Origin of the sequence: Prochlorococcus marinus str. MIT 9312, from assembly GCF_000012645.1 — a bacterium.
In the GTDB taxonomy this organism is placed as follows: domain Bacteria; phylum Cyanobacteriota; class Cyanobacteriia; order PCC-6307; family Cyanobiaceae; genus Prochlorococcus_A; species Prochlorococcus_A marinus_L.
Map to the genome: position 1 here is coordinate 1024059 of NC_007577.1, position 25414 is coordinate 1049472.

Below are 25414 nucleotides of genomic sequence, written 5' to 3' on the forward strand. Positions count from 1 at the left end.
AATTAAATTTTCCTATTATGATTTAAACTTTCTTTAGTTTCTAATTTACATTTTGTTTTTGCATCTTGATGACTTGCAGTTTGCGTGAATTCTTTGTAGTAACATTCACAAGTTTCATTTGCAATTTCTTCACTATATACCATTTCTGCTTTCATCATCTCCTCTTTAACACTCTGAATACAAAATAATTTGATGATTGAATTATTTTTTGTTTGAGCCAAATATTGATTAAAAGAGTTGAATAAAATCATTAAATTCAACAAAATAAAGAATTTATATTTGCTTGCTTTCATTATCTATTATTAGTTTCTTACTTTAATTTTTTTTAATTTATTTTTAGTTTCTCTATGCAGATCTCTAGGTAAATCAACCAAACTATAATCATTAAAAATCTGTATCTTACCTATGGATCTACCATTTATATTAGTTGAATTACAGATTGAGGATATAATATTTGCTACTCTAACACCATCAAATTTACCAAAGTCAAATTTGTAGGTTTCAAAAGAATCATTTTGAAAATTATTTCTTCTATTTGAATTTCTCATACGATTATTACCATTTCTATTTGATCTATTTCTATCAGTATTATTTTGTTTATGAATCCAAGAATCATCTTCATTAACAAAAAATGCTTTATTACCTATTACTAAATTAATCGCAGCCATTGCAATATTTGAGTCATCCATAGAGTGTTTTTCTTTTAAATTATCTAGTACATCAATAATCAAAGCTTTATTTTCTTCATTATCTTCTTTAGCTAAAGAACTCTCATTAACGTTCTCTATAAGTTTCTCCATCCTTTTTTCATTTATTATTTTATTGCTTGGTATATTAATTTCTTCAATCTTAGTTCTTGTTGAGTTTTCTAAGTTTCTTAGAAAATGTTTTTCTCTATGATTAACGAATAAAATTGCCTCTCCGGATCTGCCTGCCCTTCCAGTCCTTCCAATTCTATGAGTATATGTTTCCTTATCAAAAGGAAAATCGTAATTAACAACTAGTTTTATCCTCTCTACATCTAATCCTCTAGCTGCAACATCAGTTGCAACAAGAATATCAATAAATCCTTTTTTTAATCTATCTACAGTATTTTCTCTTTGATTTTGAGGAATATCTCCATTAAGCACTGCCACACTATGACCTAAATTTTCTAAAGCTTCTGCTATTGAAGTAGTAAGTAGTTTTGTCCTTACAAAAATTATTACTCCCTCGTTATTAAGTTCTAATATTCTTTTTAAAGCATCTAATTTATGATGCCTTTGGACGTAAAGAAATTTTTGCGAAATTAATTGGGTTTCTTTTTTGACACTTTTGATTAATATTTCGGCGGGATCATTTAGATATTTTTTTGCTATGTTTCTAATCTCATTAGGCATTGTTGCTGAAAACAATACCATCTGCTTATTTTTAGGTAGTTGATCTATTATCCATTCAATATCTTCAAGAAAACCCATATTTAACATTTCATCGGCCTCATCTAAAACAAGACAATTTATGCTATTAACTTTAAAGGTTCCCTGCCTTATATGATCCATTATTCGGCCAGGGGTTCCAACTACTACGTCAACTTTTCTTTTTAACGCATAAATTTGATTTCGATAGTCGGTGCCTCCATATATTGCAATTGTCTTAAAATTAGTAGATTCAGAACTATAACTTTTAAAAGATTCTGCAACTTGAGTTGCCAACTCTCTAGTAGGGGTCATAACTAAAACCTTGGCATTTAATTCTTTATTATCTGCAAGTTTTTCTATTAATGGTAATGCGAAAGCTGCAGTCTTTCCTGTTCCAGTTTGAGCTTGGCCTAATAAATCTCTGCCTAACATTAGTTCCGGAATTGCAGCTTTTTGGATAGGAGTTGGATTTTTATATCCTTTATTGCTTAACGAATTTAAGATCGATTGATTAAACCCAAAATCGAGAAACCCATTCTCATTATCATTTCCTATTGATATTTCCAATGGTTGAGATTTAATATCTGTTTTGTTTTCTAAGTTCTTTATCTCGAGAAGGGACGCGTCATCATGCTGAGATTTTTCCTGCCCATTATCAACTGAGTTGCCATCTTTTTTTAAAGCCATTTTAAATGCCCAATGATCTTCTGATTAGGCACTCAACAAATATCTAAATTTACTTAAATTGTTGACTAGCCTTGCAGAGCCGAGTCATTAATCTAACATCTTGAGGTTAAAATCTTACTAATTTCTCAAAAATAAGATTTAATTTAAATAATATATATTTAGAAACTTTTTCGCTCTTGTAACAGCAGTATAAAGTAACCTTCTTTCAAAATTATCTCTGCAAAAGATATTTTCATTATCTTTCTTTTCTTTTACAGCATATTGATTTCTTCTATATTTTTGTGACCACAAAATGCTTACTTTCTCAGATTCACTTCCTTGAGATTTATGAATAGTAATGGCTATTGCTGGCACAACATTTTCTAAATTAGATGGATCAATTAATGCGACAATTTCTTCGTTATTATCATTAAATTTTCTAAAAAGATATTTTCTTTTATTTTTTAAACCTATAATTACTCCGATATCACCATTTGACAATCCAAGTTCAATATTATTTTTTGTACACATTATCGGAACACCCTCGTTAAGAGTTTTAAGGTCATATGGTTTTTTTTGACCAAAAACAATTTCATTCAAATATTCAACACTCCATATTCCAGAATTTTTTTCACATAAAATCAAGTAACTTTGTAAATCCAGAAATATCTTATCTACTAAATCTTTTTCATTAAGCAATAAATTATCAATACCCTCATCAAATATATATTTTTTTTTACTTAAATTTGAAGTTGAAAGATTTAACTTATTTAGATGACTTGTAATAGAAAAAAATAGATCTTTTGGAATATCTTTTTCTGTACTTTTTGAAATAGTAACTTCTTTTGAATTGTTATCTTTTTCTAATTCTTTTATCTTTTGATTAAGTAAGGAACAATCATTATTAAATATTAAACTACTAATTAATGCTATATCTCCAATATTTCTATAAGTTTTTTCTAAATTTACTACAGATGATTTAATTGAACTATTTTCACCATATTCAAACAAATAATTCCAGATAGAACAGTTATTTACTGGAGACAATTGATTTTTATCTCCAACTAAAATAATTTTACAGTCCTTTGCTAGCAAACTTAAAACTGATTCAATCAAATCAATATTAACCATTGACATTTCATCAATTATAAAAATATCAAGTTCTTTTAGTTTAAATTTCAACTTAAGAGATTTATTTTGAGAATTTAAAATCCATCTATGTAAAGTTTGAAATTCTATTTGGTCTAGAAATTTGCTAAAGGAAATATTTTTATCATTAAGAGCTTCTTTTAGACGAGCTGTAGCTTTACCTGTTGGAGCAGACAAACCAATATTTAAAAAGTTATCCATTCGAAGGAGTTCTAGTATTAAGTTTATTATTAAAGTGGTTTTACCCGTACCTGGTCCTCCTTGAAGGAAAACTAAGTTTGAATATTTAAATATATTTTTAATTTGATCAATTTTATTATCATCTTTATAAATTATCGGGTTCATTAAATTATCGGTATCTATTTTTTTTAAAAATAAATTCATAACTCTTTCTATCTTTTTTGACCATTTTGATAGGGATAATTTTCTATTTACTAATACGAATGGAGAATTAAGGGAACCTATCAAGCCTATATTTTTTAGAACATCTATATGTTTATTAGGCCAGCCATCTTCAAAAAATTCAAAGATTATTAAACTATTATCTACATCAATAATAGTTTCACCATTTTTTTCAACCTCTAATAAAATTCTTATTGCATCTTTTACGAAATTTCCATATTTTTTTTCATTGAATTTGAAAATACCTAAGATTAAATTAAATATATGATAATATTCGAACTTTTCAATATCCGTAGTAGTTTTAGTCATTCTAAAAAAGGTTATCTAAATAATTAATTCTCTTTAAAGGTGCTTTGCCAATAAAAATACCTGGCGATATATCTTTCGACTTAGATTTTTCAAATAATTCAAAATCTGGCAATCCCTTTAAAAACAAATAAATATATCCTCCTAGATGTATATGTGGTTGATAATTTTTAAGTCGCCACTTTAATAATCTATGCAATGCTAATAAATAAAGGTGAGATTGCAATGGATAATGATGTTTAATCATTTCATTTCTCATATTTTCATAGTTATAGTTTCTTGGTAAACAATCACTATTATCAATTCCAGAAATAAAATTACTTTTCCAATCAATTACCCACCATTTACTATCTTCTAATTTATTACCTACAGGGAAAACACAATCAATACATCCTGAATGAAAGCCTTTATTCATGATTTGAAGATCATTTATTTTGTTTGCATATTCTTCACCAAATTCATATTCCTGATCTAAAAGAAAGCATTTTGATATATCATAAGAATTAATATTTCTACCTTCATAAGATAGAGTTAAATCATATTTAAGCTCCTTAATTAAGTAATCATTTGGAATATCCACTAGTTTCTTGTTTTGTAATTCACTTCCTAAAGATAAATTTATAATTCTCAAAATCGCATCTTTTACTTTAAAAGCCAAAGAAGTATCGATTTGATGAAAGTTCAATTCCTCAATAATTAAATCAATTAATTCTTGATTATTATTATTTCTAAATTCAAATCTTTCTATTATTTTGTGCAGACAAGTCCCAGCAATAGTTCCTTTTGGGAATTCACTTAAGGGATTTGGATAAGAAAAATAATTAGGATAATTCATTGATTTCCTAAGATTAGACTCTTTGATAATTGATATATTATCTTCATAATCCTTATATTGATTAATGACTGCATCAATATTTTTATCTTTACTTATCCAAGAAGAATAACTTGAATAAGAAATAAATTGATCAGAATTAAATTCTTTAGATATCTTTTTATTAAAGTTATGGATTTTCCAAAGATTATTATTCAATCTCTTGGTTTGGAACTTAGCAAAAATTTCTTTTATTTTCTCTTTTTCTATCCTATCTTCAAAAGTAGACTTATAATTATTAATATTTTCTAAATTATTAAGTAAATCGATATTTAAAATATTATTTGTATCTTCCAAATCATTAAAAACTATAAGTTTATATTTGCTCCTTGTAAGTGCCACATAAATTAACCTTTCACTCTCTTTAAATAAATCTTCTTCTTCTATTAATTTAAATTTTTCAACCTTCGCGTAATTATTAGAAATATTAATGTATATGTTTCTATCAATATTTGATTTCCAAAGAGGGCCTTTAATTTTATTTGACTTATTTGAAATAATTGATAGATATGGACATAGGACTATTTCAAATTCTAGGCCTTTACTACTATGAATGGTAGAAAGATTTATTCCATTTTGAAGATTATAATCTTTCGTCAAAAAATCTTCTCCACTACAAATTCTTAGAATATGATCTAACTGATTTTTATACCAGTTAAAAACTTTATTGAGATTAAAATCATTATTCATTAATTCTATTTCAACAATTTCTGAAAGTTGAAATAAATTTGAATTTAAATCTAGATCTTGAATAATCGAGGATGAATTGTAATTTATAAGGAGTTCATTAACAATATTTAAAAAACCTTTTTCTTTTAGTTCCTGGGACCAAGTAATGCATTTATTAATTAAAATTTCTAAATTATTACTAATTCCATCATCAAGTAATTCTTCTAATTCTATTTCTATAAACTTTGAAGCAGCAAGTAAAGTTATATTTTTTAAAAACCTCGGATTTAATAAACATTCAATGAATAAAAATAGTAGAGAACTTGCTTCTGTATCAAAAATATTTTGTTTATTTTGAATTTTGCATGGGAGGTTAAACTGATTTAATTTTTTTTTTAAATCTAAGCATTGCGAATTATTTAATGTAAGAATCGCAATTTTATTAATATCAATTTCTTTATTATTTAAAATAAAGTTAACTATGTAATGAGTTACAAGATCCTCTATATCAGTCTCCTTTTTTGAAAATTCTACAATTTCAAATACATCCTTAAATTTAAATTCAGAATTAATATTTTCATTAATTCTAGAGGTTAATTTCCTATAGTTTAGTTTTGATTGTTTAAGTCCATTCTTATAAAGTTTATTAAGAACATCAATTAAATTTTTTGAGGATCTATAGTTATCTGTAAGACTAAAAACTTCGATTGCATTAGATCTTGCATCTAAGTAAGTTTCAATATCTCCACCTCTAAATTTGTAGATCGCTTGTTTTGGATCACCTACACAAAGTAAAAAATGATTTTTAGTATTAAAGAACTTTTTTATTAAATTCCATTGGGTATTATCTGTATCTTGAAACTCATCTACTAAGACACATTTAAAATTTTTTTGAATTTTAGATAGAGTAATACTATTACTAATTTCTGAATCTAGAAATTTATTTTCTACAGTCTTTATAAGATCATTGAAGTTGAAAATAGAAAAACTTTTCTTTAATTCAATTAATTTTATATAAGCTAATTGGGTAAATATTCTTACAAATTCGGTATAGAAACCTTCTTTTATTTTATAAATTTTATCTTGTAATAAATTAAATTTAGTAAAATCTAATTTTAGATTATATTTATTAATTTCTTTAGATATATTTTCATTGTAAAAATATTTAGATAAAAGATCATCTTTAGAAATATCATATACAAAATCAATCACATTTTTAGAATTAAGCCTTTTGTTAATATTTTCAATCCAACAATTTATTTGATTAAACTTATCATTTCTTGGTTTTGCTGCATATATTTGACTTTTACCACCACTCTCCTTAATTAATTTTCCCAACTCTATGAGTTGTAAAAATAATTCCTTACCTTTCTTATTCCATTCAACACAAAACTCGTTCCAATTTAAATAAAAAAAATCATTAAAATAGTTATTTAAATCAATAATCTGATATTTATTATTTATTTCAAATTTATAGATATTTTCTTGATCTATATTTTTTAAAATTCCTACAAAAAATGACTTATTGATCCTACTGCCAAATCTAGAACTTATTTTTTTTTGGTTAACTGCCGAAATAAGCTCATGATTAAGATTAAGAAAAGAATCAATCCACAAATTATCTATTACATCTTTATACAAATTATCTATATTATTCTCAATGTATGGATCTTGAGTTACACCTATTTCAATACTATATTCATTAATAATATTATTACAAAAAGAATGGAATGTAGTTACTTGTAACTTGTAAATTTCATTAACAAAATTATCAATTTCGGATATAATTTTTTTCTTGGATTTTTCCTTCTCCTTAAATTTTAGATACCAATCCTTAAGGGTATTATCTATCTTACTTTCATTATGATTTTGCAAATATAATTTTAAATCCTGAAATCTCAAAAGTATTTTATCTCGTAATTCAGAACACGTATTTTTTGTAAAACTTAATAAGAGTATCTCATCTGGTTTAATTTTTTTCTCCAAAACATTTCTTAAAACCAGGTGAGCTAAAGTGAAACTTTTGCCAGTTCCTGCACTTGCTTCTACTAATTTAAATTTGTTATCTAAATTAATTTGATTAATATCCATATCTTTATTTAATTAATATTTGACCTCATTTTTATAAAGTAAGTAATTCTTATATTTATTGTTTAAATATTGTTCTTCTAAATCAATCTTAAATTTAATTATTAAAACCAGACTTATTGATAAAAATAAGTAATAAATAGATAGCTTGGTTATAAAAACGCCAAAGGAAATAAATATTAAAGAATAGTACATAGGATGACGCGTAAATCGATAAATACCTGTAGTTACAAGATCACTATTGTTTAAAGGTCTTGGGAAAGGGGATAAATTTTTACCTAAGTCTTTAATTGCAACTAACAATATTATGAAAGCGATTATGATAATTAAAAACCCCACTAAATAAGATAAAGGACTAACTTGAATTATTTGTTTTTGTGGAATAAATTCCCATTGAAAAAAATGGAGACTAATAATAAAGAACTGTAAAAAAACAAGGATTATTTGATAAGCACCTTTATGAAAAATTTTCAAATTAAATATAGTCATTTTTTATTTCTTTAATGCATTAATAAGAGGAGCATATAATCTTAACGATAATTTATCAAAATTATTATTTCCCAAAAAGAAATCTTGTTCTTTTTCATTGCCAAAACATAATTTCATTTCGATATTATCTCTTTCTCCTTTAGAAAAAAATTTATTACCAATCCATCTATCCGTAAAAGCTTTTTTCTCATTTTTTGATTTTATTTTAGCTTCTACGTATTTATAAGAACTTTCTGGAGGGAGAGGAAAACATTTTTCAGAATAATTTTTAAAAATATTTATGTATTCCTCCAAAATTAAATTTGACTCAATTAATCCAGGTGATTGAATAATTTGCGATTTATAATAATTTTCTGTTCTAAAAATTACTTTAGTCTTTTTTATATTCTTCTTTAAAGAAGAAATGAAGAGTGTTTTTATCCAAGCCTCTGTCAAACGACTAAAACTTAGTTTCGAATGAATTAATTCAATTACGGTATCGTCAGCAATGAAATATTCTTCTTTATTTGCATTTGACTTAACATAAATTCTATTAATCTTATTATGTTCACTCAAACTTATTGATAGACTTTCTAATAAATCTTTGATTTCTTTTTCTTTTATAAAAATACTATTTTTAGGCATAATAATCCCATTTTCAACCAATTGAGCATTGATATTCAGATTTTTTAAATCATCAATAACATTATGATTATCAATCTCTAATTCCTGGATTATTTTTGTAATTAGTTGCGACTTCTGCAGATTACTTACATACTCCTCATCTGGATGATGAATAAATATTTCCTTGGGAGAAATATTTTTTTTATTTAGCCAATATTTTTGTGGAGTCTTGAACCAATAAATCAGTTCTGATAATTTATAATTTTTAATATCAGATTTTTTTTCATTCCAATCTATATCTTCTACTAAAGAATAATTACTTTTAATTATCTCAGAACTATCAAGATCAATTATTTCTTTTTTATTTAAATCAGAATATTTAATTATTAGTTCTCTTTGGGCTTGGTTTAAAAAACTATCAAAAAAAGAAATCAACTCTTTTATAGGAAAAGAAACATCTAATTTTTTATTGTTTTTGTCATTCCTTACCCAAGTAACTATAAATTTATCTCTACAGGAAATTAACAACTCAAGAAATGAATATTTCTCTCTTTCAAAAACGGATGGATCGCCAAGGTGATATTTATTATTTAATAAATTAATATTTTCATTCTTTGATAATTTTGGATAATAAACACTATTCATATCTATTAAGAAGATAACCTTGTGTGGAATATGCCTTGAACTTTCAATATCACTTACAAGGATCTTGTTGATACGTGATTTGCTTTGATATTTAGCTTCATTTATACAAGAAATTAATATCTCTCTAAAAACATTTAACAAAATAAGATCATCAGGTATTAAAGGTATTGCGTGATTATCAAGAATTCTAATTATTTCAGTTATTTTTAAATTGAAATTTGCATTAGAATTAGAAATGCTTTTTAATATAAACTTTATCTTTTCAACCCAACTTGAGTAAGAAAAAGATCCTCTTAGCAAATTAATATATTTTTTAAAATCAAGTAATAATTTAACCCATTTATTCAAATCCAAACTTATATTTTTTAAGCTAAATGGTTTTAAATTAAAAGTACCTAAATTGACTTCTTTTTCATAAATTAGGCCTAAAGTAATTCTATTTATACACCAGTCTAGAGTATTTTTTTCTTCGCCTAATCTTTCATTAGCATCTAATCCCCAATGAAAACCAACTTGGGTAAGTAAGAAAATAATTTCATCCTTTTCAGTAATATCAAAATCAAAAATGTTCTGAGTTACTTTTTTTGAAAGAATATAATCTATTTTTTCAAGTGTAATTTTCTCATTTGCTATTTCAGTGATGTCAATTAAAAATTTATAAATGTCTGGAAAATCATAATTATCATCATCAATAAAAAAATAAGGTATCTTCTCACCATTAATTAATTCATTATTAAAGATATACTTTAGATATGGTTTGATTAGATTAATTTGTGGAGATAAAACAGCAATATCACTATATTTAATATTCTCACAAGAATTTATTATTTCTATAATTTTATTTCTTATATATTCTAATTGACTATTCTGATTGAAATGCTCACGAAGTAATATTGAATCATCCCTTTCATTTACTATAAAATCATTGTTATTATTATCAATTAGTCTTTTTTGTATTTGATTAAGAAGAGGAATATCTTTCTTCTTATTAAAATTAGTTGTTGGATCAATATATATTAAATTATTTTTTAAATTTATACCTTCTTTATTAATATTTTCCTCAATTAATTTCTGAAAATTTGCTCCATACTTACCAAATATTTTCTCTATATTTGTATTTTTTAAATTCAAATTACTTTCAAAATTATCAAATTCCAACTCACCTTCAAGATAATTAATTCTATTCCATAAATCATCTCCTGCAGATAATAAATATAAATTTACATTAGTAAATTTTGAAAGTTCTGAATAAAAGTTAATATGCAGTTTAGATAAGTTATTATCGGAAATAATATAAATTTGATTTGGGACTTTAATTTGAAGTTTTTTAACTTTTCTTAAATTCTTTATTAATTGAATCATGTATAAACATGAGGGCTTTTCAGATACCTTTTTCTCTAATAATTTATATAAAATGGGTTGCCAAAATTGATCTGAATTCAAATTCTTAAATAGATTAATTGAATTAATTTCATATCTATTCCATTCAGCAATCATTTCAGGTCTAAAAATTAGATAATCAATAAAATTATTCGCGATCTTTTTTGTCAGATTATATATGTCTCCATCAATTGTTTTTTCATTATCCAAATATTTATTAATCCAATTTCTAAGCGGAAATGATTCTTTAAAGCTATTTAATTCTTCTAATGAATCAATAATGCCCCATTTAATTGACTCAAAATTCCATAAACCCATATCAATTCCAGGGAAAAAATTTGTCAATAATGATTCGGTGTAACTTGATATTGTCTTGAATTCATAAAGTGCACTTATTTTGTTTCTTATAGTTATTTGTTCACTTAACCACTTCCCCAAAAAATAATTAGGAACAGCTATTTCTAAATTATCAGTTATAAGAGGAGGACATATTTTTAATTCTTCTGCCAAAAGCTCACTAATTACTTCAATTTTGTTTGACTTATATAGATTGAGCAATTTAATGATTGGTTATATTACTCAACTTTAAATGGATCAGTTATTTCTGCATTAGGAAATTCGAATTCCCCAACAGCAACAAATTCTAAACGCAGCTTTAAGAAAGTTATAAATTTTTTATCCGTCGATAAAATAGCTGCTGGGGGTGATGGAATCTTTGCTTTTAGATCAATAAATTGGTTGGTTTGCAAAAAGGATGGATTTTTTAAAAGCCAAAAATCTATTTCTTTATTATTTTCTTTATAGTTCCTCATCCTCTCTTTCAAAATCTCCTCAATTGGTTCTTCAACAGTTAAAAACTTTTCACTTGCCGCGACGAAAAAGTATGTTGTCATTTTGAAATTTAATTTGATGTAATAAGGGACTTCATTTCACGTACAGACTTTTCTAATCCTATCGCTAAAGCCCTTGCAACAATACTATGACCTATGTTCAACTCGTTCATATTGTTAATTGATGCAATTTTTTTAACATTATTGTAGTTAAGGCCATGACCAGCATTAACAACTAATCCAAGATCATTTGCTAAATGTGTAGACTCTATAATCCTTTGGAGCTCTTTATACTGTTCAGATCCTGATAGTTCAGCATATTTTCCAGTATGTAATTCTATAAAATCAAACCCTATTTCTTTGGAATAATTTATCTGTTCACCAAGAGGATCAATGAATGCACTTACTTCTATATTTGAATGCTTTAAATTTTCAACAAAATTCTTAAGGTATTGCGCATTACTTTTTAAATCCAACCCGCCTTCAGTAGTAACTTCCTCTCTTTTCTCGGGTACAAGTGTTACATAATCGGGTAGAGTTTTTTTAGCAATTTCTAACATTTCTTCTGTAGCAGCCATCTCTAAATTGAGTTTTGTTTTTATAGTCTCCTTCAGAAGGAATACGTCTCTATCTTGTATATGTCTTCTATCTTCTCTTAGATGAACTGTTATGGAGTCTGCACCTCCTAATTCAGCTAAAAAAGCAAATTGCACAGGGTCAGGCTCCACAGTTTTCCTTGCTTGCCTTACATTTGCAATATGATCAATGTTTACTCCTAAAGTTGCCATAATTTTGAAAATCTTAGTTTCTAGACAATCTAGTAACCGCCCAATAATAGCTAATAAAAAAAGGCAAACACTTAAATTATTAATATATAGTAAATAGAACTTGAAGAAGAATTCCTTAGATATTTGGCATAAAATCAACCCTCTATTGGGATTTATTGCAATGTTCGTTACCCAGGACGTTGTTTTGAGATTCTTTTTTAGAAAAAAGAAAATATTAAAAAATGGTTTTTCGATTCCTATGAATTCCTCTATTATTTTGGCTCCAACCCACAGATCAAGATGGGACGGCTTAATACTCACCATGGCAATGGGTAGAAGGGTAACAAAAAAGGATTGTAGATTTATGGTTACTAAATCTGAAATGAGAGGAATACAAGGTTGGTTTTTAAAAAGACTTGGATGTTTTTCGATAAATCAATTTTCGCCATCTCTCTCAGCGTTAAGATATGCGATTGATCTTATAGAGAAAAGAGAACAACTTGTAATTTTTCCCGAAGGTAAAATCAATAAATATGGGAAAAAATTAATTCTAAAAGAAGGACTATACAGATTAGCTCGATTAGCTACAAAAAAGACAGAATCTATTATTATCATTCCAATCGGAATTGCCTATAGCAAAATATCTCCAAATTTTAGGAGCGAATTTTGTTTATCCTTTGGACAACCAATAGCAATGAATGATTACTTAAACTTTACCATCAAGGAATTTAATAAATTTCTAAATGAGAAAATGCTCAAAGAGGAAGAAATAGCATTAAAAAATGTAGGTAGATGAATCCGTAATAAGTTACTATTAATTTTAATAATTTAATGAAAATATGAAATTTTTAAAATTAATCTCAATTTTTTTAATATTTTTTGGAAATTTTTCTTATAAAAATTTAGTTCACGCAGAAATTAAGAATGCAAAAGACTATAAGGTACTTTCAAAACTTAGTAATCAGCTCTCCATATCAAACGTAGACTATTATCTAAAACAGGGCGATAAATCTATAAAAAATGGTGATTTTGACAAAGCTAAGGATTTCTATCTAGATGCAAGAAATTTAGCAAAGCAACTGGCTTCGTTTTATTCCGATCTTAATACTTCGTTCAAAGGAATTGATGCAAGGATACCAAATGAAATGCAGAGGAAAGGTAAGCAAACATTACAAATTTTGGCAGAATCAAATGAAAGATTAGCTTCTTTATATATAAAAACTGAAAAACCTGATGTTGCAGTACCCTTACTTGTAGAAACAATTAGAATAATGTCTCCTAATAGCCAAGAAGGTAAAGAAGCTTATGAAAGATTGATCCAACTAGGATTTGTTGAAACTAAATACAAAGGTTAATTTAAATTAATTATGATCACGAAAAAAGAAGTTATTAATTTAATTACAAAGAAATTACCAAGTTCCCAAGTTTTTGTTGAGAACCTTAAGGGAAATGATCATTTGCAGGTAACTGTAATTGCAACTCAATTCAATGGATTATCATTAGTTAAACAACATCAGCTAGTCTATTCTGCATTAAAGGAAGAATTAGCTTCAGAGGCTATCCATGCACTGGCATTAAAAACAGAAACACCTAATTGAATTATGGACAACTTAACAAAAGATAAAATACAAAAACTGATTGACTCTAATCCAGTTATGGTATTCATGAAAGGGACTAAATTAATGCCTCAATGCGGTTTCTCCAACAATGTAGTTCAAATACTTAATTCCCTAGGTATTGAATTTGGTACTTTTGATGTTTTAAGCGATTTCGAAGTACGAGAAGGTATTAAAAAATATTCCGATTGGCCAACAATTCCTCAAGTTTATTTAAAAGGAGAATTTCTTGGTGGATCAGACATTCTTATCGAAATGTACAACTCAGGAGCTCTGAAAGAAAAAATAGAAATTGAATTAGCGTCTTAACACATTTAATAAGTATAAATACTGATTTGATTAATAAAAATTAATATTTTAAATCCTTTTTTTATCAAAAAAACCCTTATTTTCGTCTCCTTCTGGATCAATAAAACTTGATGGATCTAAAATCCATCTTTCAATTAATCTTTCTAATTTCTCTTGATCTCTTTGCTCTAAACCACTGCAATTCCTTAATGCTTGGAGATAACCATCACTATATAATTTAAGATCAGATGGGGTATGAAAACGAGTAACCAAGTCTTGGCAACTATCGCAAATTGATTGAAAATGACGAATTGCTTTAGGATTTTCAAATGATGTCATAATTCGATAAGTTCCGATTTTTATTTAGCATTTGTTATACCTTATTAAGGATGATAAAAAATTGCCTGGTCAAACAGTAATTAAGAATGCAATCAACTGAGCAAATCTTAGCTTCAACTCCTGGCAGTTCACAATTGCCTGCGAGCTCTCAAACCCCCTCAAGAGTTCTTGTTGTTGAACCACACCCCACACTTAGAACGGTCCTTGTACAAAGGCTTCGTCAAGATGGCCATCTAGCTGCTGCAGTCGGATCAGCAGCAGAAGCTGTTGACCTATGTAGAGAACAATCACCTGACCTACTAGTTAGTGCTGAAATCCTTGAGCAGAACACTGCAATGAGACTTGCCCAACAGTTGGGTTCTTCAGTAATAGTACTAACAGCAAGATCAGGTGTTGAAGCATTAGTTAATCTATTAGACGAAGGGGCAGATGATGTTCTTAGAAAACCGTTTGGATTAGAAGAGCTTGCAGCAAGATGTAGAACGCTTTTAAAAAGAGGGAGAATAGGGTTACAAGAAAAAGTTGAGGTTGGGCCTCTAGAAGTTCATCTTCTTTTAAGGCAAGTAACTCTTAGTGAGAAGCCTGTAGAATTAAGTCCTAGGGAGTTTGCACTGCTTTGCGCTCTTCTGATGCCGCCAGGCATGGTTAGAAGTCGTCAAGAGCTCCTAAGGATGGCATGGCCCCCTTTCAGCGGAGGGCCAAGATCTGTAGATACTCAAGTGCTAACATTGCGAAGAAAATTAGAGCAAGCAGGCCTGGGAGAAGGTGGTGGAATAACTACTGTTAGACAACAAGGATATCGATTTAGTATCGACAATATTTAATTCAAAAAAGCAAAAAGCTCACCAATAATCATCGTAACCGAGAGTAAAGTCAATAACTTATAAGTCCAAAGAGGGGATATATAAGATAATTCATTAATAGCAATACCAGTATTTTTGGAAACAATTGAAAGGAATTTTTCAAGATTTTCTAACCTTTGTGGAATAAGAAAATGATTACCTCTATTCGTATTAAAGTAATAAACTTTACTACCCTGACTGGTGGGTAGAGATTTTATTAAATTAATATCTTTCCAAGGAATTTCCCAATTTTTTCTCCCTAGGGCTTTAGAAATAAAGCTAGTTTTATATGAAATTTTATTATTACAAGTTTCTACATAATCACTTGTGATATTAAAGATCAAAAAAAGGCCTAAGACAAATGCAGCAATAGAAGGGATTCTTAATTTATCAATTGCTATAAACGGAATAGGAATTGTAAGCGCTAGATATAAAGCAATTAACGAACTTTTTACAAAAAAAAGAGTTTTAAACTTTTCTTTCATTTAAGAATCCTTTAATTTGGTAATTTAAAACTATTTATATTTAATTTTGCACCTATTTTATGTGCGCAAGCGTACCCACTAAAAGCTACAGCATTTAGGCCTTGACCTGGAAAGCACGAATCGCCTACGCAATAAAGATTTTTAATTTTTGTCGTATTAAAAGGCATTGGCAAAAGCCCAAGTAACTTTTTGCTAGGAATTGGTCCATAACTACCTTCATATCTTCCAAGAAACTTTTTATGGGTTTTTGGAGTGCCAATTTCTTTGTGATCAATATTTTGTTCAAGGTTAGGCAAAATAATTGAAATCTTGTCAATAAGAAATGAAAAATATTTTTCTTTCTTTTGCAGATATTCTTTCCTTGATAATCCTTCCCATTCACTCATTGATGAAGGAGTAAATGCATGGACGATATGTTTACCTTCAGGAGCTAAAGATGAGTCCAGCAAAGTAGGTATAGAAACAAAAATGACTCCTTTTTCACTTTCTAATTCATCCCAATTCTCGACAATTATGTGATGACAGTTAAAGGTATTGCTTATTAGATTTTTTTCTACCCCGAGGTGAATAGACACAAAAGAAGGGGAAGGTTGATATGTCTCAGACCACTTATATTCACTTTTTGGCACATTTTTACTTGAAATTAATCCTTTCTTCTTATCTTTAAGTCCAAATGTATCCCATCTTGTGGAATTAGATACGATAATATTTGAGTAAATTTCTTCCCCATTTGAAAGCTTAACTCCTACCGCTTTCTCATCCTTTAAAATTATTTCAGTAACATTGGCTTTATAACGAATTTGACTTCCTAATTTTTCGATACCAGCAACTAACTTCTCTGCTATTGTTCCTACTCCTCCTTTTGGATAATTTATACCCCCTGCATGCCTATCTGTAAAAACCATTCCCGCATTAATCATAGGAGTTTTGAGAGCTGGCATTACTGACCAGCAAAAACATTCGATATCTATAAATTTTAAAAGTTCAGGATCTTTTATAAACTTTCTGGCAACATCTCCTGCATTTACTGGCAACCATCTAGCCAAACCTAAACAGGAAAATGGAGCTTTAAAGAAAACTTTAAAAAGATAACTTGGATCCTCAATGGATAAAAGAGGCATTGAATCTAAACATTTAAATACACTTGCACAAGTATCGTAGAATTTCTTGATACCTTCTTTTTCCTTCGGGAAACTAGCTGATAATTTACTGATAAATTGTTCGTAATTTTTATCTACAGAAATATGAAAGTTATTTGGAAGGTGATATTCCAGTTGCACCGGATCAGGAATAGTTTCACATTTCTCATTTACATCTTTTAGAGCACGAGTTAATAAATTGGTATAACCTTCCTTTCCAAATCCAAAAATCATTGAAGCGCCCACATCAAAGGTATAACCTTTTCTTTTAAAGGATCCTCCACTTCCTCCTGGAATAATATATTTTTCAAGAACTAAAACTTGAGCTCCTTTAGCTGCTAATTGTGATGCAGTTACTAACCCCCCAATTCCTGAGCCGATAATAATTGCATCGAAATTTCTATTATTTGATTTCATTTTCTATTATGCAAGTAGCTTATTTTAATTAATTTTGACAAGTGTGTGATCTTTATTAAAAATATAATCTAATTTTCTTTTAAAAATATTTAGTACGTCAACAGATCTCTGTTGATAAGCAATATACCTTGATCTTTTATCTTTTATTCGTTTAGTTAATTCTGGAACCAAGCCAAATGAAGCAGGGATAGGTTGAAATTTGTTTTTTTTCTGACTAGACATTATTTTATTTCTATTACTTATAAAGTTCATAAGAGAGCCAATCATTGATTCATCAGGAAAAGTTACAGCTATTTCACCCTTAGCAATTAAAGATGCATTAATACCTGCTAACAGTCCTCCTGCCGCTGCTGCTGCATAACCCTCAGTACCCGTTATTTGACCAGCTGCGAAAAGACTTTCCCTTTTCATAAATTGTAATGTTGGCAAAAGCAATTTTGGAGACTCTAAAAAGGTATTTCTATGCATTACTCCAAAACGAACAAATTCAGCCTTTTCTAAACCAGGAATAATCCTAAATATTCTTTTCTGCTCTGACCACTTAAGGTTTGTTTGAAAGCCTACCATATTAAGTAATTTCCCCTCTAAATCTTCTTTCCTCAATTGAACAATTGCATGGGGTCTTTTTTTTAATCTATTATCCCTATCAAATAGATCTCCCCATTTTGGATTCCACAACCCAATAGATTTCAAAGGTCCATATCTCATGGTGTCAATTCCTCTTCTGGCAATTTCTTCTATTGGCAAACAAGCTTCAAAGAAATTAGCAGATTCTTTTTCAAAATCTTTTAAATTAGCTTGCTCTCCTTCAATTAATTGGTTTCTGAAATTGGTGTACTCATATTTATCCATAGGGCAATTCAAATATGCCGGATCTCCTTTATCATATCTACTTGCTTTGAAGACAATCTCGTGATCAATAGAATCTCCATAAATAATTGGACTAGCCGCATCAAAAAAATGACAGTCATCAATACCTGTAAAATCTTGAATTTTATATGCCAAATCATCTGAAGTTAATGGACCAGTAGCGAGGATGGTTATATTTTCTTTGCTAGGGAGATCAAGTTGTTCAATTCTTTTTATATTAATTAAAGGATGATTAGATAAAGTTTCAGTCAAAGCATTACTAAATTTAGATCTATCTACAGCCAAGGCACCTCCAGCTGGAACCGCAAATTTATCTGCTGTTTGAACTATTAATGAATTAAAAATTCTTAATTCTTTTTGCAATAAACCTGCAGCTCTATCCGCACTTATTGCACCAAAACTATTACTACAAACCAATTCTCCAAATTCACCAGTATGATGAGCTGGAGTTGATTTGTAAGGCCTCATTTCAACTAGTTTAACTGGTACTCCAGCATTTGCTATCTGCCAAGCAGCCTCAGAACCTGCAAGACCTGCTCCTATTACAATTACCTCTTTATCTATCAATTAATTAATTTTTATTTCTCTCCGAATTGTCTATCCCATTGCTCTCTTGCTGGTTTTTGAATATTGAAAACAACCCATGCAACTGCAGCAATTATTGGGGCAAAAACGACAATAGCTCTTAACATCTGAAAAAATTCTGTTATTTAAAAATATCTTACCTATTAACTTCAAATAAAGAGAGAATTCTTAATTTTTTAGTTAATAAGTTAAGAAATGTATTTCAATTGTTCAAGTTACGATAATAAGTTGTTTTTTTTACCTTAAAAAGGGATAATTTCATATGTACTCAATTTTACAAAATGGGTCGCTAGCTCAGTGGTAGAGCATCCGGCTTTTAACCGGCTGGTCCTGAGTTCGAATCTCAGGCGACCCACATTTCATATATTTGAGTTCTTTTTTTAATTAACCTATAAAAATAAATTCAAACTTTTACAAAACTGGAACTTATTACTTCCTGCAAATATACAAAATAAATTGATCTATAAAAAAGATTTGATCTGTTTATTTGCTCCACAAGAATTTATAAAAATTGAAAAAGGCAAAACAATCAATTTATTAAGGCATAGCTCTAAAATACAATACATCGCTAATTCCAATTAAATGGAAAAGGAATCATTATAGACAAGGCAATAAATATAAAAAAAGCGATAAACCTCAACCATAAATAGAAAGATACTTATCTTATTTCATTTAATACAAAAAATGCTCTAACAAATGAAGAGTTTTAATAAATTCTTCTGATGATTAGAACAGTGGCACATTTATGTGTCAATATTGCTATATTCCAGGGCTTTCGACAAATTAAAATAAATACTTATAAGAATGAAACTGCAAAATACTTTACAAAGCTTCATAAATGCTGTTACAATCATTTACAAATATTATTTTTTTCATCATGACTCCAGAAGCAGAACGTTTTAATGGTTGGGCAGCAATGTTAGGTTTTGTAGCAGCTGTTGGTGCTTACGTAACAACTGGCCAAATCATCCCTGGCTGGTTCTAAATCATAAGGACATTAGTCGTTTAAATTGATAGATTACAAAAAAATAAATATTTGTAGTCTATCAATTATTTTGAATAATCTAAAAAAGGTGAATAGATAATGTTTTAACAAACCCTATCCTTTCCCTATGTTTAGATTTTTTTTTATTTTAATTTACTCGAAGATAATTTATTAACAATACTGGTCTTTTTTTTAACTTAAGAAGAGTTTACTAATAACTTTCAAATTATTTTTTTTTAACTTAAGAAGAGTTTACTAATAACTTTCAAATTATTTTTTAATCTAATAATTTAATAAGTTCACTTTTTGTAATTTTCTCTTATCAAATATCTCTCTATATTTATAAGGTTGGATTATTTTTAGACAAACAAAATTAAGATAAATTAGATTATTCTTTTCCATATTTTTCATGCATTTGATCTAAACAAGTCGAACATAACAAATGTCCCTTTTTATTCCAATATGATTTAGTAGATCTTTCTATATCTTTCCTACAAATTAAACATCTAAATATAGGAGACATGTAACAAACTTTTCTATAAACATTAATAATAATAGCAATTATATGCCTAGATATTTTTTGAAAAATAAAAAAGACCTGCATAAGCAGGTCTTTTCTGTGTATTGGAGGTTTCTAAATTAAACTAATAAATTTAGAATTTGAATGATGTCTTGACCATCATTCCAGTTGTGTCATCTAAATCACCCGCAGCATCTTGAGTATAGATTAATGGAGTAATTGTCATACTATCGTTTACTGGGTAAGCATAGTATGCTTCGTACTGATACAACTCATCAGCACTTTCATTAGTATTACTGTGACCAGCAGCAATTCCAGCAGATCCTGGACCTACTTCAGCCCATGTTAAACCAACAAAGAAGCTTGACTGTTCATCAGCACCATCTGCTGCTCCACCTATGTCTCCGAATTCATAACCAACACTTATTGAAGGAAGATTACCATCAGGAGTGTAGTAAGCCTGCAGTGCTGTGAATTTATTCTCGTCTGTTAGAGCGGCATTTTCATCAACACCATAGGTTACTGAAAGAGCGTACTTATCAGCTGTATAAGCTGCGTTAATTGCGTATTGATCATCACCCTCTTCAGTGAATACATTAGCTTGTACTGTTTGAGCTCCGGCAGCCATTGTAAAGCCATTACCGAAGTCATAAGAACCTCCAAGACCTACTGCACCACCAGTGATTCCAGCATTTACGTTTCCGCAATCATCTAGCAAGTCACTTGGTCCACCGTATACACAAGCTTGAGTAAATAGCTTGTTACCATCAGTATTTTGACCGAAGAAAGCTGTTGCTTTGTCGCCAACTGGGAAAGTGTAAGTTACGCCATCAACAGTAAGGCCATCGCCAGCTGAGTTTAAGTCTAATAGATCGTTAATACTGCCAGCACCTGGGTTACCAGCGTCTATAGCGATGTCAAGTGAATCTTCACCTGTAAAACTTGTATTTAGATCGATCTGGAAAGCGTAACCAGCTTGGACAGCATCGTCTGTATCAACACCTGCGTCATCGTCATCGTTAGAACCAATGGCGAAGTCAACAGAGAAAGATGCTGATGTTGTTTCTGAAAACCCACCGTCATGACTATGATCATCAACTAATCCTTCTCCACCAGCAAGTAGTGTATTGTTTGAATCTTCATTGCCAAACGAATTAGCAAACTCAATACTCTCAAGATTAGAGTAGTTTGAAATTTCACTGAGATTTACTTCACTAGCGCTTACAGAAAAAGGTGATAATAGGCCTAAAGTTGCAGGAGCTACTAGTAAGCTCTTAAAAAGTTTCATAAAAATTCCTCACACAGAAATTAAATATACTTAAAGTTAAATGATAAATAAAATAATAACAAGTAGTTATAGACAAAAAGAAATTTGTCCCTTTGAAGACAAAAAAAGACCTGCATAAGCAGGTCTTTTCTGTGTATTGGAGGTTTCTAAATTAAACTAATAAATTTAGAATTTGAATGATGTCTTGACCATCATTCCAGTTGTGTCATCTAAATCACCCGCAGCATCTTGAGTATAGATTAATGGAGTAATTGTCATACTATCGTTTACTGGGTAAGCATAGTATGCTTCGTACTGATACAACTCATCAGCACTTTCATTAGTATTACTGTGACCAGCAGCAATTCCAGCAGATCCTGGACCTACTTCAGCCCATGTTAAACCAACAAAGAAGCTTGACTGTTCATCAGCACCATCTGCTGCTCCACCTATGTCTCCGAATTCATAACCAACACTTATTGAAGGAAGATTACCATCAGGAGTGTAGTAAGCCTGCAGTGCTGTGAATTTATTCTCGTCTGTTAGAGCGGCATTTTCATCAACACCATAGGTTACTGAAAGAGCGTACTTATCAGCTGTATAAGCTGCGTTAATTGCGTATTGATCATCACCCTCTTCAGTGAATACATTAGCTTGTACTGTTTGAGCTCCGGCAGCCATTGTAAAGCCATTACCGAAGTCATAAGAACCTCCAAGACCTACTGCACCACCAGTGATTCCAGCATTTACGTTTCCGCAATCATCTAGCAAGTCACTTGGTCCACCGTATACACAAGCTTGAGTAAATAGCTTGTTACCATCAGTATTTTGACCGAAGAAAGCTGTTGCTTTGTCGCCAACTGGGAAAGTGTAAGTTACGCCATCAACAGTAAGGCCATCGCCAGCTGAGTTTAAGTCTAATAGATCGTTAATACTGCCAGCACCTGGGTTACCAGCGTCTATAGCGATGTCAAGTGAATCTTCACCTGTAAAACTTGTATTTAGATCGATCTGGAAAGCGTAACCAGCTTGGACAGCATCGTCTGTATCAACACCTGCGTCATCGTCATCGTTAGAACCAATGGCGAAGTCAACAGAGAAAGATGCTGATGTTGTTTCTGAGAAGCTACCAGCTTCAAAGTTATTAAATCTTGCTTCTAAACCATCTACGCGGCTATTTGTAATAGCAAGTTCTTCAGCAGGGTTAAAGTCATTAATAGTGACTTCGTTTGCTGTAGCAGCCATAGGAGCTAGAAGTCCTAAAGTGGCTGGTGCTACTAGCAAGCTTTTGAAAAGCTTCATAAATTCCTCACACGAAATTTTAGAGTACACCTCAAGATAGTGTATTTGGGCATACAAAATCAAGTATCAAAGACTACATTTTTGAAAGATTTGTGCCAGTTTCTTAAGTTAAACAATCAAAATCTATAAAATTTTTTTTACAGAATGGGGGTATTTATACAAATGTATATGCAGATTTGGATGGTAAATTATTGGAAAAAATTATATTATATTTTTTTTGAAATTTTAAACGAGACTTTTTTTGTTCTATATTTTTTCTTTTTACTATTATCAACTGAATCAACGTACCACCCAGAAGCTAGTCTGGTATCAATCTCTTCATAGCTTGAATTATTAGATAATTTATTTAAGGATTTCTTCTTATAATCCATACGAGATTTTTGATTATTAGAAATATAGCATTTAAAAAGATTTTCAGCAGTAACGTTTATATAAGATTTTTAATTAAGGTTTTTTTAGTTATCTCTGCATTTTTAAGAGTTATTTTTTTGAAATCTTTAGAAAAAAGAAAAAAACTCTTATTTACTCCTCAATAGAAAAAATTATTAGTTATATTTTCAGAAATTCTAAAAACCTGAGGAGCACAAGGTAAAATGACTCAATTTAATTTAATTTTTAATTCATTACCAAGAGATTTACTTGAATTTATTTTTTTTGTTGTTGTAGGTTACACTGCTGGATCAATAGGAATGATTTAATCTATTGAAGTTAGTAATCCTAACCTTATTAATTATTTAAATCAAACTTAGATAAGCTTTAAATAAGCTGATTTATTATCCATATAGAGTAAATGTTAATTTAAACTAACTTTATTAAGTTCTTAGGGTTTTGGTGATTATAACTTTTTTAAAATTTTTTAAACAATGAAAAAAAACTCCGCTTGACAATAAGAACTCAAATATTTCCTGGTCATTTCTTATTTGTTCTGTTGTTGAAGCCCAAGAAATATCAAAATAAAAGTAAAACAATGCGACAAATAAAAAAAATAAAGATAAATCTTTAGAAGGGAAGGCATTAATCCTCTTGAATTTTCTCCACCCAAACCATCCAAGAAATATACAACTTATTTCAAAAATTGGATCTAACAAATAATTATGAAAGAAAGGTAAATTATGAAAATTAGTTTCCCCTTGAACATTTAAATTTGCTATTGAATTAATTCCAATGCCAGTTAATCTTTCACCCCAGCTTATTTCCTCTCCGGCAATTAAAAATGATAAAAAAGCAATCAAAAACCAAATAATACTATTAACTTCTTTCTTTTTTTTTTGTCTAAAGAAAATCAAAAAGGCTAATAAAGATGAAAAAGCATATTCGATAAACTGAATCCACTCAAGCGGGCCATCTTCGCTTCTAAGCCAATCAAACCAACTTATTCCAATATAAAATTTCCCATAAGGAAGGATATATACAAAACAATAAATAAACAGCAAATAATATATAGGAAATAGATTAACTTCTGGAATTATTTTCCCCCAGGGAGTTTTAATTTCTTTAGTCATTCAAAATAAAGAATTGAAATGTAAATTAAATTTATTAGTAAGTTCATATTAGATTTACACTATGTGTTTTTCAAGACTTTTTAAAAACTTCAATATTGATCTTCATGATTAAATTTTTTAAATTGAAAACTTTATTTATTTTCAAAAAAGAATTGATGATTCGACTGGGAAATTAAATCTCGATCTTCCATCAAACTTGCTTAATTCAGCCACTACTAAAAGACCTACAACTTTCTTATTATTATTATTTATTAGCTCAGAAACGCAATTAACTGTTCCCCCAGTTGCTAATAGATCATCAATAATTGCAAAAGAGTTATATTTTTTAAGTGCTTTTTTCTGAATTGAAAGGGAATTCTCGCCATACTCTAAACTATATTTTTTTGTAACTAATTCTCCTGGAAGTTTGCCAGGTTTTCTTGCAACTATCATTGGTTTTGCAGCCTGTATAGATATTGCGGAACCAAAAATAAAACCTCTTGCGTCTATAGAAATTAATGCTTCAGCTTCTTTTATGATTTTACTTTTCGCCATTTCTAAAATTAATTGTCGAAAAATTGAAGGGTGTTGAACAATTTCAATAACATCCTTAAAACTCACCCCGGCTTTTGGATAGTTTTCATAAGTAGAAATCAATTTCTCAAGTTTTTCCATAAATTAATTTGAGAATCTTTATGACCTATCTAATATAAATCTTACTTTCATGTAATTCTAGCGAAAATTATTTTTTCAACCTTAAAAAATAGTGTTGAAATAATTTTATATTTTAATAGAAAAGGTAATCAATTTTTTCAAGAATAGATATTCATACCTAAAAATATCTATAGCAGTTTGGTCTTTTATGGATGATTTTTAAATACAATCATATGAGTCAGGCCTGGCGCAACTTGGTAGCTCGGCTTCTTTGGAAGCATACTTTTTACAAAATAGACTGATTCAAATAAAAACCTTCTTATTTTGTTTACGAGCTATAAAGCGAGAGAAAAAAAACTTTT

At 29.1% G+C, this 25414-nt stretch carries 25 protein-coding genes and 1 tRNA gene; 7 read left to right on the top strand and 19 right to left on the bottom strand.

Going from position 1 to position 25414, the window contains the following annotated elements:
• Positions 1-2: 2 nt before the first annotated feature.
• The 8 genes from PMT9312_RS05720 to PMT9312_RS05755 form a co-directional block, all read right to left on the bottom strand.
• Positions 3-293, bottom strand: coding sequence for a hypothetical protein (locus PMT9312_RS05720; RefSeq protein ID WP_011376661.1), 291 nt, complete (start codon positions 291-293; stop codon positions 3-5).
• 9 nt (positions 294-302) lie between these two features.
• Positions 303-2084, bottom strand: a complete 1782-nt coding sequence (locus PMT9312_RS05725; protein WP_011376662.1) for a DEAD/DEAH box helicase — start codon at positions 2082-2084, stop codon at positions 303-305.
• A 138-nt stretch (positions 2085-2222) separates the two neighbouring features.
• Positions 2223-3923 (bottom strand): AAA family ATPase, encoded by a 1701-nt coding sequence (locus PMT9312_RS05730; RefSeq protein WP_011376663.1) that lies wholly within the window; start codon positions 3921-3923, stop codon positions 2223-2225.
• A 1-nt stretch (position 3924) separates the two neighbouring features.
• Positions 3925-7551 carry a UvrD-helicase domain-containing protein gene (locus PMT9312_RS05735; protein WP_011376664.1) on the bottom strand — a complete coding sequence of 1209 codons (3627 nt, stop codon included), beginning with the start codon at positions 7549-7551 and terminating at the stop codon, positions 3925-3927.
• Positions 7552-7563: 12 nt separating this feature from the next.
• Complete coding sequence (locus PMT9312_RS05740) at positions 7564-8037, bottom strand: methyltransferase family protein (RefSeq protein ID WP_011376665.1); 474 nt, start codon at positions 8035-8037, stop codon at positions 7564-7566.
• A 3-nt stretch (positions 8038-8040) separates the two neighbouring features.
• A complete protein-coding gene (locus PMT9312_RS05745) occupies positions 8041-11223 on the bottom strand; it encodes an exodeoxyribonuclease V subunit gamma (protein ID WP_011376666.1) in 3183 nt (1060 codons plus the stop codon).
• A 17-nt stretch (positions 11224-11240) separates the two neighbouring features.
• Complete coding sequence (locus PMT9312_RS05750) at positions 11241-11558, bottom strand: MgPME-cyclase complex family protein (protein WP_011376667.1); 318 nt, start codon at positions 11556-11558, stop codon at positions 11241-11243.
• Between the two features lie 8 nt (positions 11559-11566).
• Positions 11567-12283 carry a pyridoxine 5'-phosphate synthase gene (locus PMT9312_RS05755; protein WP_011376668.1) on the bottom strand — a complete coding sequence of 239 codons (717 nt, stop codon included), beginning with the start codon at positions 12281-12283 and terminating at the stop codon, positions 11567-11569.
• 160 nt (positions 12284-12443) lie between these two features.
• Here PMT9312_RS05755 and PMT9312_RS05760 point away from each other — a divergent pair, with 160 nt between their 5' ends.
• The 4 genes from PMT9312_RS05760 to grxD are packed head-to-tail and all read left to right on the top strand — an operon-like array spanning position 12444 to position 14187.
• A complete protein-coding gene (locus tag PMT9312_RS05760; protein WP_036923956.1) occupies positions 12444-13058 on the top strand; it encodes a lysophospholipid acyltransferase family protein in 615 nt (204 codons plus the stop codon).
• A gap of 43 nt (positions 13059-13101) precedes the next feature.
• A complete protein-coding gene (locus PMT9312_RS05765) occupies positions 13102-13617 on the top strand; it encodes a hypothetical protein (protein ID WP_011376670.1) in 516 nt (171 codons plus the stop codon).
• 12 nt (positions 13618-13629) lie between these two features.
• Positions 13630-13860 carry a BolA family protein gene (locus PMT9312_RS05770; RefSeq protein WP_011376671.1) on the top strand — a complete coding sequence of 77 codons (231 nt, stop codon included), beginning with the start codon at positions 13630-13632 and terminating at the stop codon, positions 13858-13860.
• A 3-nt stretch (positions 13861-13863) separates the two neighbouring features.
• Positions 13864-14187, top strand: coding sequence for a Grx4 family monothiol glutaredoxin (gene grxD, locus PMT9312_RS05775; protein WP_011376672.1), 324 nt, complete (start codon positions 13864-13866; stop codon positions 14185-14187).
• A gap of 48 nt (positions 14188-14235) precedes the next feature.
• Here the strand turns inward: grxD and PMT9312_RS05780 are convergent, their stop codons facing one another.
• Complete coding sequence (locus PMT9312_RS05780; protein WP_011376673.1) at positions 14236-14505, bottom strand: DUF6761 family protein; 270 nt, start codon at positions 14503-14505, stop codon at positions 14236-14238.
• Positions 14506-14591: 86 nt separating this feature from the next.
• Between PMT9312_RS05780 and PMT9312_RS05785 the strand changes: the two genes are divergently transcribed.
• Positions 14592-15329, top strand: coding sequence for a response regulator transcription factor (locus tag PMT9312_RS05785; RefSeq protein WP_011376674.1), 738 nt, complete (start codon positions 14592-14594; stop codon positions 15327-15329).
• Here PMT9312_RS05785 and PMT9312_RS05790 read toward each other — a convergent pair.
• The 4 genes from PMT9312_RS05790 to PMT9312_RS05805 are packed head-to-tail and all read right to left on the bottom strand — an operon-like array spanning position 15326 to position 18950.
• A complete protein-coding gene (locus tag PMT9312_RS05790) occupies positions 15326-15832 on the bottom strand; it encodes a hypothetical protein (RefSeq protein WP_011376675.1) in 507 nt (168 codons plus the stop codon). The genes PMT9312_RS05785 and PMT9312_RS05790 overlap by 4 nt on opposite strands.
• A gap of 11 nt (positions 15833-15843) precedes the next feature.
• Complete coding sequence (gene crtH, locus PMT9312_RS05795) at positions 15844-17388, bottom strand: carotenoid isomerase (RefSeq protein WP_011376676.1); 1545 nt, start codon at positions 17386-17388, stop codon at positions 15844-15846.
• A gap of 24 nt (positions 17389-17412) precedes the next feature.
• Positions 17413-18825 (bottom strand): methylenetetrahydrofolate--tRNA-(uracil(54)-C(5))-methyltransferase (FADH(2)-oxidizing) TrmFO, encoded by a 1413-nt coding sequence (gene trmFO / locus PMT9312_RS05800; RefSeq protein ID WP_011376677.1) that lies wholly within the window; start codon positions 18823-18825, stop codon positions 17413-17415.
• A gap of 11 nt (positions 18826-18836) precedes the next feature.
• Complete coding sequence (locus PMT9312_RS05805) at positions 18837-18950, bottom strand: photosystem II protein Y (RefSeq protein ID WP_011376678.1); 114 nt, start codon at positions 18948-18950, stop codon at positions 18837-18839.
• 176 nt (positions 18951-19126) lie between these two features.
• On the opposite strand from PMT9312_RS05805, the gene PMT9312_RS05810 reads away from it, so the two are divergent.
• Both PMT9312_RS05810 and PMT9312_RS05815 read left to right on the top strand, forming a co-directional pair.
• Positions 19127-19198 (top strand) — tRNA-Lys (locus tag PMT9312_RS05810).
• A gap of 522 nt (positions 19199-19720) precedes the next feature.
• The gene (locus tag PMT9312_RS05815) at positions 19721-19828 is read left to right on the top strand and encodes a high light inducible protein (RefSeq protein ID WP_011132751.1); all 108 of its coding nucleotides are present in this window, start codon (positions 19721-19723) and stop codon (positions 19826-19828) included.
• Positions 19829-20216: 388 nt separating this feature from the next.
• Here PMT9312_RS05815 and PMT9312_RS10035 read toward each other — a convergent pair whose 3' ends face one another.
• The 6 genes from PMT9312_RS10035 to PMT9312_RS05840 all read right to left on the bottom strand — a co-directional run bounded on the left by PMT9312_RS10035 (position 20217) and on the right by PMT9312_RS05840 (position 25073).
• On the bottom strand, positions 20217-20351 hold the full coding sequence (locus PMT9312_RS10035; RefSeq protein WP_263890796.1) for a hypothetical protein: 135 nt from the start codon (positions 20349-20351) through the stop codon (positions 20217-20219).
• A gap of 130 nt (positions 20352-20481) precedes the next feature.
• Positions 20482-21636, bottom strand: coding sequence for a porin (locus PMT9312_RS05825; RefSeq protein ID WP_011376680.1), 1155 nt, complete (start codon positions 21634-21636; stop codon positions 20482-20484).
• A gap of 165 nt (positions 21637-21801) precedes the next feature.
• A complete protein-coding gene (locus PMT9312_RS05830; protein WP_011376681.1) occupies positions 21802-22917 on the bottom strand; it encodes a carbohydrate porin in 1116 nt (371 codons plus the stop codon).
• A 206-nt stretch (positions 22918-23123) separates the two neighbouring features.
• Positions 23124-23288, bottom strand: coding sequence for a hypothetical protein (locus PMT9312_RS09805; RefSeq protein WP_193741829.1), 165 nt, complete (start codon positions 23286-23288; stop codon positions 23124-23126).
• Between the two features lie 441 nt (positions 23289-23729).
• Positions 23730-24419 carry a hypothetical protein gene (locus PMT9312_RS05835; RefSeq protein WP_011376682.1) on the bottom strand — a complete coding sequence of 230 codons (690 nt, stop codon included), beginning with the start codon at positions 24417-24419 and terminating at the stop codon, positions 23730-23732.
• A gap of 141 nt (positions 24420-24560) precedes the next feature.
• Positions 24561-25073 (bottom strand): adenine phosphoribosyltransferase, encoded by a 513-nt coding sequence (locus PMT9312_RS05840; protein WP_011376683.1) that lies wholly within the window; start codon positions 25071-25073, stop codon positions 24561-24563.
• Positions 25074-25414 lie beyond the last annotated feature (341 nt).